Source organism: Agaribacter flavus (genome assembly GCF_042646125.1).
Taxonomy (GTDB): Bacteria; Pseudomonadota; Gammaproteobacteria; order Enterobacterales; family Alteromonadaceae; genus Glaciecola; species Glaciecola flavus.
Map to the genome: position 1 here is coordinate 1 of NZ_JBHRSW010000002.1, position 7,156 is coordinate 7,156.

Consider the following 7,156-nt stretch of genomic DNA (forward strand, 5'->3'; position numbering starts at 1 on the left):
AGATGGCGTGGAGACATTAGAGACTGGGAGCCAGTGACGGAAGTGTATTTAAACCCAGACGATGATGGTCAAAAACTAGAGAAAGAAGTAGCTTAAAAACACGACAACTATGTTGACAAACGTCGGGGTAGAGCCCTTTTTCTCGACACCATGCTGATAGCTCAGCGTCATTCAAACTGGCTGTTTCTAAAACGGCGGCAAACTTATCAGATGCATTCCAACCTTCTGGCGTCGTATCGCCATCTGGCAATAGTCGCCCTGACTTTCTGGCGTCCGCACGCCATGCATAGAGTGTTGCCTCGCTTATACCTTCCGTTTTTGCAATTTGTGATATTGGTTGATTATTTGGTGGCATCATTTTCTTTAGCGCTGCTTCTTTGCGCTCTTTTGGATAACCCACATTGTTCTCTTTTCGCCCTCTCTATCATTATTAGAACCCTAAAAAAGGGACAGGACAACTATTTTGACAGAGGGGGGAGGTATAACCATTACGATAATTACCTGACTCGGATTGCTCATGACGAGCATGACCTAAGTGGTCATCAAGCTCAGCGTTGAGCGCAGCCTCAACGGTAACTTTGGTTAGCATTTTACGGAAGTCAGTTAAATCGGCTTCTGTCTTAATGGTTTTTGCTGCTTCTTTAGCGAAGGCTTCTAGTTCTTTCTTGTTCATAACTACCTATCTTAAATCCCATTGGGATGAGTTGATAGGCAGTTACACAGATTTAGTTACAGTCTCTAGCCCATAATAATAAACTACTGGTATGGGATTACGGACATTTGTCTTACGATGGCTCCAAACATGTCGTCAAATAATATATCTATCCAGCAATTAAACAGTTTCTATAGTTAACTGACTTTCCCCTTCTACCGAGGGAGGCTTAGCGTCTTAATCATTTGCGCCTTAGATAATACTCTTCTGCAGTAATGAATCGGGCATTATTTTTGATAAGCATGTCTAATATTTTTTTGAATTCATTTTTATCTTTATTGTTCCAGTGGCTCGGGTGGCCTTGTAATACAAGGTAAGGCCGGTGTAGATTTTTCTCTAAATATTTGGAGAAAAGTGCTGCATCAATTTCGCCTACTTTATACTCTAGCTTAGAACCAAAGCGCTTTAGGTTCATGCCCCGGTTGGGGCATTGCCCTTTTATAAATATACAGACTTTTATTTGTGGATAACTTTCTAATACTTTTAGAAATGTATTATCATTTTGATTGAATGGAGTGCCTACTGAAACAACGATTGTGTCATAGGTTGACTCAATTAAGGTCAAGGCTTTTCCAAAGCTTTCTTTTTGGTCAAAGAAGCTATGTCCGTGGTATTCCCCTGCTTTTCCATTTTTTGCATGAGAATACCCATGGTGCCATATTTCGTGACCGTCGCGTATGAGCTCTTTGACCCACTTTCTGTGCCTTGGTGTAGAATTCTCTAAGCCCATAGCGACGACCCCAAGTGAAGCTTTAATATCCTTTTGCTTTAAATATAACATGATAGATACCCAACTATGACTAACGCCATATTTGGACATTTTTGCATCGTCACTGTATTTTAGATCGTCGAGTTTTATTATCACCGGTAGTTGTGCTGTTGCTTCAACCATCAATATATAAAACAAGGAAATAGCGAATAGCAATTTCAATGAAAACTTACGTAGTTGCATAGCTTATTTCCATCTTTATTAAAAATTAACGAGGGCTTTATTTCACTCGACCGTATCTATCTGAAAATCGAACGATGTCATCTTCACCTAAATAAGAACCCGATTGGACTTCAATTAGTTCCAACGGTATTTTGCCAGGATTTTCAAGCGCATGAACATCCCCTACTGGAATGTATACAGATTCGTTTTCAGTAACTAGCCTAGTGTTTTCTCCGATGGTCACATTCGCTGTGCCGCTTACTACTATCCAATGTTCGGCGCGATGATGATGCATCTGTACAGAAAGTTTTTCACCAGGTTTAACACTAATTCTTTTTACTTGATATCGTTTACCATTATCAATACTATCGTAGCTACCCCATGGTCTAAACACTTCTCTATGAAATTCAAATTCAGGGCGTTTTTCTGCTTTTAAGGTGTTAACGACGTTCTTGATATGTTGCACTTTATTTCTATCGGCCACCATTACCGCGTCCTTTGTTTCAACAACAACAACATCATTTAGGCCTATTATACTCACCATTCTATCTTCGGCGTTTACATAGCTATTTTTAACATCGTGGAGTATGGTATCACCGACACAAACATTACCATCGCTATCTTTCTGACTAGTTTCCCATAAAGAACTCCAACTTCCCACGTCATTCCATCCAGCATCGAGCGGTACCATGCATGCATGAGCCGTCTTTTCCATAACCGCATAGTCGATGGATTCATCGGGGCAAGCCGCAAAAGCTTCTTTATCCAAGCGTATAAAATCTAAGTCTGAAGATGTTTGGTTACACGCTTGTTCGCACGCTGAATAAATATCATGCCTAAATTTCTTCAACTCGTCTAAGTAAACACCGGCTTTGAACATAAACATGCCGCTATTCCAGTAATATTCACCACTTTTTAAATACTCTTTTGCTGTATGAAACTCAGGTTTTTCTACAAACTTTGAAACTTCAAAGCCGTTGTTGATTGAGTCACCAGACTTGATGTAACCATAACCAGTGTGTGGCTCTGTGGGAACGATGCCGAAAGTTACTAGCTTATTTTTTAGAGCCAATTCTTCTGCTTTCTCAATGGCTGAGGTAAGAGCCGATTGGTCATCTATTAGATGGTCAGCAGCTAATATTAATAGAACCTGTTCTGGATCTTTTTTCGCTGCGAGCATTGCTGCGACCGCTATAGCTGGTGCAGTGTTCCTGCCGATGGGTTCTAATAATACCCCTTCACTTTTAACTGATATCTGCCTTAACTGTTCAGCCGCTAAGAATCGATGTGCTTCGTTACAAATAACAAGAGCCGTTTCTACCTTTTCTCTGGGCAGACGCAATATGGTATCTTGCAGCATAGTATGTTCTGAGGTCAATCTAAGGAATTGTTTTGGAAGCGCTGCCCTTGATTTTGGCCAAAGGCGGCTGCCGCTGCCGCCTGCTAATATAATTGGTTTTATCATTAAACTATCCTGTTTCAGATTTTGTATTGTAGTTATGTTGACGAATACTAATTTAGACTCGTATACCAAATATTTTGATTACAAAGCCTAGACTGAAATTTATATTTTATAAAAAGTTTTATACCACTCAATAAAGGCTGCAATACCCTTATCTAAATTTACTGTGGGGCGATATCCTATATCATTCACAATAGCTTCGACGTTGGCAAATGTTGCTTCAACGTCACCAGGTTGTATCGGAAGCATATTTTTTTCAGCTGTCTTTCCAAGTACTTTTTCAATTGTTTCAATAAATGTTAGTAAGTGAACTGGGGTTTGTGCTCCAATGTTATATACTCTCCAAGGTGCTTTGCTTGAACTAGGTGAAGGCTGCTCTCCATTCCAATTGGGGTTTTCTTTAGCAATATGGAGCGTCGACCTTACAACACCTTCTACGATATCGTCAATGTAAGTAAAGTCTCTTTTATGGTTACCATAATTATATACATCTATAGGACGGCCTTCACTTATTGCTTTTGTGAACTTAAATGGTGCCATGTCAGGTCTACCCCAAGGGCCATAGACAGTAAAAAACCTCAGTCCTGTAGTTGGTAAATTGTAAAGATGACTATACGTGTGAGCCATCAACTCATTGGCTTTTTTACTGGCTGCATACAACGACACAGGGTGGTCAACATTGTCCTCTACTGAAAAAGGCATTTGTTCATTTGCACCATACACTGAACTACTCGAAGCGTAGCATAAATGCTCTACCTTAAAGTGCCGACAGCCTTCCAGTACATTCATAAAACCTACAATATTTGAATCGATATAGGCGTGGGGGTTCTCTATTGAATAACGAACGCCTGCTTGAGCGGCTAAGTGAATCACGTATGTGAAATTATGCTCTTCGAAAAGTAATGGCATCGCTCGTTTATCTGCAATATCCATTTGAATAAATTGGAATTTAGCTGAGTTTTGATGCGTATTGATCCAATCAATTCTTGCTTCTTTTAGGCTTACGTCGTAGTAATCGTTATTGTTGTCGACACCAATAACGTAAATATCATCATCTAGGAGTCTTCGGACGGTGTGTGAACCTATAAAACCAGAAGCTCCTGTTACCAATACTTTCACTTGGTTACCTTTATGTTAATTTTAATCCAACAACGTATAAGATATCTGAATACTACTTCAGCGTTTGAATTATGTCATGATTTGATTTTTCACATAAGTAACCTATTGAATATAATTTGTTTTTCGTCCATATATACGTATAGAAAATACGACGTAAAAAAACTGCGATATTTTCAGTGGTATTTTTGTCTTCAACGTAAAGCTCGAATGCAATGTTGGTGGGTTTATTTAAACAACGATGCTAGTATCGTCAACTTTTGAACATGACCTAGCTCCAGACTAGTCATTATGCAAATCGCAAAGGGAAACGAAAAACGTGGATTTTAAAGCCTTGTTTATTAGCTTATTCTTATTGATGAATAGTAGTCTTGTAATCGCTCAACATTTGACGAAATACTCTTCGGCAGACTGCGCTTCTTGCCATCAAAAAGAAATTGTTGAATGGCAACGTTCTCACCACGCAAAGTCTATGATGCCTGTCGCGTTAGATACAGTCAGAGGAGCTTTTGGTACTGAAGAATCTCCTATTCGTGCTAATCATAAAGGACTATCTGCCGCCTTTTTTGCGAAAGAGCTGGAAAAAAATTCTAAAGTAGCAAAAATGTATTTTTTATCGTTAACAAGAGATGGAAAAACAAATACTTTTCACGCTAAATATACTTTTGGCATTGAACCTCTTCAGCAATATTTAGTAGAACCTGAGCCTTTGGAAAGTACTCAGAATGATAGTGATGTTGGGGGTAATGACGTACACCATAATCGTATGCAGGTTTTTCCTTTCGCTTGGGATACTCGACCAAAGAGTGAAGGAGGCCAACGTTGGTTTACTCAATATATTGATGAAGATATTTTACCCGCCGACCGTTTGCACTGGCAGCAACCCCTTCAGAACTGGAATGGTATGTGCGCTGATTGTCATTCGGACAACTTAAAACGAGGATATAACTCTAAAACAAATACGTTCAAGACCTCATTTAACGGAAACAATGTGGATTGTCTTGCCTGTCATGATGACAAATCAATACCTCATCAGTCTGGTGCTAGTAAAATAGCCAATTCAGGTGTTTGGTTTAGAGAACAGACTATGCCTACTGCAATCTGGAAAGGAGAGCCACGAAACAACGACTTTATGGATACTTGCTTTGCTTGCCATTCATTGCGCACACCTTTGACAGATGGGTTTGACAGTACGACTAAATTTCATAATCAATTTATGCCTTCTTTACTTACTCCTCCCCTCTATCACAAAGACGGACAAATTAAAGAAGAGGTATATGTGTATGGTTCATTTTTGCAAAGTAAAATGTATCATGCAGGGGTGAATTGTGTTGATTGCCATAACCCTCATACTTTGAAGTTGAAATCAGATAACAATGCACTCTGCGCTCAATGTCATGCGCCTGAAGTATTTGATGTCAAAGAGCACCATGGTCATCCACTAAATAGTCTAGGTGCCAAGTGCATTAATTGTCATATGCCGGAAAAAGCCTTTATGGTAGTAGATTACCGCGCAGATCATAGTTTTAAGGTGCCTCGCCCTGATTGGACTAAAAAGTATGGTGTACCGAATGCTTGTCAAGGATGTCATACTGATAAGACTGTGGATTGGGCACAAGCTTCCTTAAACGAGTTGCATGGTGATTTAAAAGCTCGACCAAACGAAGAACTATACATGCATCTATTGTCTGAACAACAGGCAACTAGTCAACAAGAATATTGGCGTTTTATTTTCGATGAATCTGTTCCTGTTATCAAACGCGCTACCGCATTATCTGTATTGGGTACTCGCCATCAAGTCGACTTGAATCAGTTAAAACGAATACTAAGAAGTGAGCATGTGTTGTTAAAGCAGGGGGCCTTAGCCGCTACTACCAATATGCCGCCTCAACAACTAGCGCAATTGTTAGCGCCTTTGCTCAACGACATAAATAAGTCAGTCAGGGTCGATGCAGCGCTTCGGTTGGTTGGTGCTCAGTTGCCACACAACTACTTGTCATTGTTTAAGCAAGCATTTAAGGAGCTTGAGGAGATGCAAGACACCAATAATTGGCGTGGTGAAGGACGTATGAATACTGGTATAACGGCTTTAAAGATGAGAAATGTATCCAAGGCCGAAACGCAATATAAGATGGCTATTTTTATTGACCCTTATTTTGCACAAGGCTATGTTAATTTGTCAGATGTTTATCGAACAACAAATCAAGTTCAAAAAGAATATAAGGTCTATGTTGATGGCATTGAAAAACTGCCAAACAACGCACTTATTCGCTATGCATCCAGTTTATTTCATGTTCGCCAAAAAGATTACAATAGCGCGCTAGTTCAGATAAAAGAGGCTGTTGAGTTAGCACCTGAGAATACGCAGTATATATATGCCTATGCACTCATCCTCGATAGGCTTGGGTTCTTAAAGAAAGCACTTACAATACTTGAACCATTTTCAATAAATACAGAGACCCCGTTAAATCAACTTTATTACCAACTCGAACAAAAATGTGCTCAGGATGCACAATGTATGTAGTAAGTGAACTAATAGTGCTCAATTACCAAGAGTATAAATAGTGAACCCCCAACCAAAATTGATTATTTTCGTCAGATGTTTGTCGCACATCTGTACCGCCTATTGACAGTTCCGCTAAGAACTTTAGTGATGATACACGATTGGATGAGAACAAAGCCTCAATACCTAATGAACTGTTGTTGTATCCGTCAAAAGTGGCACTAGCATAACCAAAATCTATTGCAGTAGTGAGATATGCATCAACTGTAAGCGTCAAAAGAACCACACTAGTCTAATATCACGCTCCACGGCGCAAGTTTCTCAGGATCATGCTCGCTATGCATGATTTCTTCCATCACATGCACTAGGTAATCGTAAGGAACGAGACCGTTTGCTTTAGCTGTTTGTACAATCGAGTAAAGTGTCGCACTT

The 7,156-nt window shown here is 39.6% G+C and carries 7 protein-coding genes and 1 pseudogene; 1 reads left to right on the top strand and 7 read right to left on the bottom strand.

All coding sequences use genetic code 11. The annotated features are described in order from the left end of the window. Positions 1-16: 16 nt before the first annotated feature. The 5 genes and pseudogenes from ACFOHL_RS00055 to ACFOHL_RS00075 all read right to left on the bottom strand — a co-directional run bounded on the left by ACFOHL_RS00055 (position 17) and on the right by ACFOHL_RS00075 (position 4,224). Positions 17-400 carry a transposase gene (locus tag ACFOHL_RS00055; RefSeq protein WP_376918154.1) on the bottom strand — a complete coding sequence of 128 codons (384 nt, stop codon included), beginning with the start codon at positions 398-400 and terminating at the stop codon, positions 17-19. 78 nt (positions 401-478) lie between these two features. Beyond that, positions 479-673, bottom strand: a pseudogene (locus ACFOHL_RS00060) (transposase); the annotation flags it as partial. A gap of 220 nt (positions 674-893) precedes the next feature. Beyond that, a complete protein-coding gene (locus ACFOHL_RS00065) occupies positions 894-1,664 on the bottom strand; it encodes a DUF2334 domain-containing protein (protein ID WP_376918155.1) in 771 nt (256 codons plus the stop codon). Positions 1,665-1,701: 37 nt separating this feature from the next. Further along, positions 1,702-3,105 carry a mannose-1-phosphate guanylyltransferase/mannose-6-phosphate isomerase gene (locus tag ACFOHL_RS00070; RefSeq protein ID WP_376918159.1) on the bottom strand — a complete coding sequence of 468 codons (1,404 nt, stop codon included), beginning with the start codon at positions 3,103-3,105 and terminating at the stop codon, positions 1,702-1,704. 102 nt (positions 3,106-3,207) lie between these two features. Next, positions 3,208-4,224, bottom strand: a complete 1,017-nt coding sequence (locus tag ACFOHL_RS00075; protein WP_376918156.1) for an NAD-dependent epimerase — start codon at positions 4,222-4,224, stop codon at positions 3,208-3,210. 316 nt (positions 4,225-4,540) lie between these two features. Between ACFOHL_RS00075 and ACFOHL_RS00080 the strand changes: the two genes are divergently transcribed. Continuing rightward, positions 4,541-6,745, top strand: coding sequence for a multiheme c-type cytochrome (locus ACFOHL_RS00080; protein WP_376918157.1), 2,205 nt, complete (start codon positions 4,541-4,543; stop codon positions 6,743-6,745). Between the two features lie 22 nt (positions 6,746-6,767). Here ACFOHL_RS00080 and ACFOHL_RS00085 read toward each other — a convergent pair whose 3' ends face one another. Both ACFOHL_RS00085 and ACFOHL_RS00090 read right to left on the bottom strand, forming a co-directional pair. Next, entirely contained in the window at positions 6,768-7,001 is a 234-nt protein-coding gene (locus ACFOHL_RS00085) for a hypothetical protein (protein WP_376918158.1), read from the bottom strand. 10 nt (positions 7,002-7,011) lie between these two features. Further along, on the bottom strand, positions 7,012-7,156 hold a 145-nt coding region (locus ACFOHL_RS00090; RefSeq protein WP_376918160.1), incomplete at its 5' end, for a transposase domain-containing protein.

Bases quoted from the DNA above. Each gene is read 5' to 3' on its own strand.
- ACFOHL_RS00065 (WP_376918155.1), bottom strand. From the start codon at position 1,664: ATGCAACTACGTAAGTTTTCATTGAAATTGCTATTCGCTATTTCCTTG.